Origin of the sequence: Mycolicibacter sinensis (assembly GCF_001667945.1) — a bacterium.
Lineage (GTDB): Bacteria > Actinomycetota > Actinomycetes > Mycobacteriales > Mycobacteriaceae > Mycobacterium > Mycobacterium sinense_B.
Genome location: NZ_LZJK01000110.1, coordinates 1 through 1,786, shown reverse-complemented (window position 1 = coordinate 1,786; position 1,786 = coordinate 1). Strand labels below are relative to the sequence as shown.

The following is a 1,786-nucleotide window of genomic DNA, read 5'->3' as shown; positions in this document are numbered from 1 at the left end:
GGCCCGGAGTCCGAGACACTGGTCCGCCGAGCCTCGCGGATCGCGTCGAAGTCCAGCGCCGAGTTGCTGGCGCTGCACGTGCTGCGCGGTGACGGGCGCTCGCCCTTGCCCGATGCCCGGATCGGCAAGATCCGCGAGTTGGCGGCCAGCCTCGGCGTCTCGCTGCACGTCGTCGTCGGCGACGATGTGCCGACCGCGCTGTTGGATTTCGCCCGGGACGTCAACGCCACCCAGCTGGTGATCGGGACGTCGCGGCGGTCCCGCTGGGCACGTTTGCTCGACGAGGGTATCGGTGCGACGGTGGTGCGGCTGTCCGGGAAGATCGATGTCCACATAGTGACTCATGAAGAGTCCGGGCAAGGCTTTCGCGGCGGAGCGCTCTCGGCTCGGCAACGCCGTGTGCTGCCATGGCTAGCGGCGGTGCTCGTGCCGTCGCTAGTCTGCTGGATCACAACCGCATGGCTGGATCCGGTGCTGCGCCTAGGCGGAGAGAGCGCGCTGTTCTTCGTCGGCGTGCTGGTGGTCGCCCTCCTCGGCGGCGTCGCCCCCGCAATGCTGTCGGCTGTGGTCTCGGGCCTGCTGCTCAACTACTTCCTGATCGACCCCCGACACAGTTTCACCATCGCCGAAACCGATTCGGCGATCACCGAAATCGTGCTGCTGCTGGTCGCGGTCGCGGTCTCGGGGTTGGTGGACCGCGCCGCCGAACGCGCCAGGGAAGCCGGCCGCGCCTCGGGTGAAGCGGAGCTACTGGCCCTGTTCGCCGGGTCGGTGTTGCGGGGCGCAGACCCGGAGACGCTACTGGAACGCGTCCGAGAGACCTACGCCCTGCGCGCGGTGAGCATCCTGCGAGTGCGCACCTTAGACGGTCAGAAGGCCGGCGAGGCGGTCGTCGCCGCGGCCGGAAACGAGCCGTGTACGACGGTCGAGTCCGCCGACACCGCAATCGAAGTCGGTGACGACGAGTTCTGGATGCTTCTCGCCGGAAAACAGTTGGCAGCCCGTGATCGCCGGGTACTGTCCGCGGTGGCCAAGCAGGCGGCCGGATTGATCCGGCAGCGCGAGTTGACCGCAGAGGCCAACCGCGCCGAGGCCGTCATGCGGGCCGACGAACTGCGCCGCTCGCTGCTGTCGGCGGTCAGTCACGATCTGCGTACCCCGCTGGCGGCAGCCAAAGCGGCGGTGTCGAGCCTGCGCGCCGACGACGTCTGGTTCTCACCGCAAGACACCACCGAACTGCTTGCCACCGTTGAGGAGTCGATCGACCAGCTCACCGCCCTGGTGGGCAATCTGCTTGACTCATCCCGGCTGGCCGCCGGGGTGGTGCACCCCGAACTGGGCCGGGTGTATCTGGAGGAAGCCGTGCAACGAGCGCTGGTCAGCATCGGCCGGGGCAAGACCGGCTTCTTCCGTTCGGGCATCGACCGAGTCAGAGTCGATGTCGGCGATGCGGTGGCGCTGGCCGACCCGGGACTGTTGGAGCGGGTGCTGGCCAACCTGCTGGATAATGCCCTGCGTTATGCGCCGGAGGGCCCGGTGCGGGTCACCGCGTGTCAACTCGGCGACCGGGTTCTGCTCAACGTCGCCGACGAGGGCCGCGGGCTGCCCCGCGGCGGCGAGTTACACGTGTTCGACCCCTTCCAGCGCCTCGGCGATCGCGACAACACCAGCGGTGTGGGGCTGGGACTCTCGGTGGCACGGGGTTTCACCGAGGCGATGGGGGGCACCATCTCGGCGACGGAGACACCAGGTGGCGGGTTGACCATGGTGGTGGACCTGGCCGCAC

General features: G+C 68.6%; 1 protein-coding gene. It reads left to right on the top strand.

The features are described 5' to 3' along the window. Positions 1 to 1,786, top strand: a 1,786-nt coding sequence (locus tag A5694_RS14570; RefSeq protein ID WP_064922538.1) for a DUF4118 domain-containing protein, incomplete at both ends; no start/stop codon positions are given.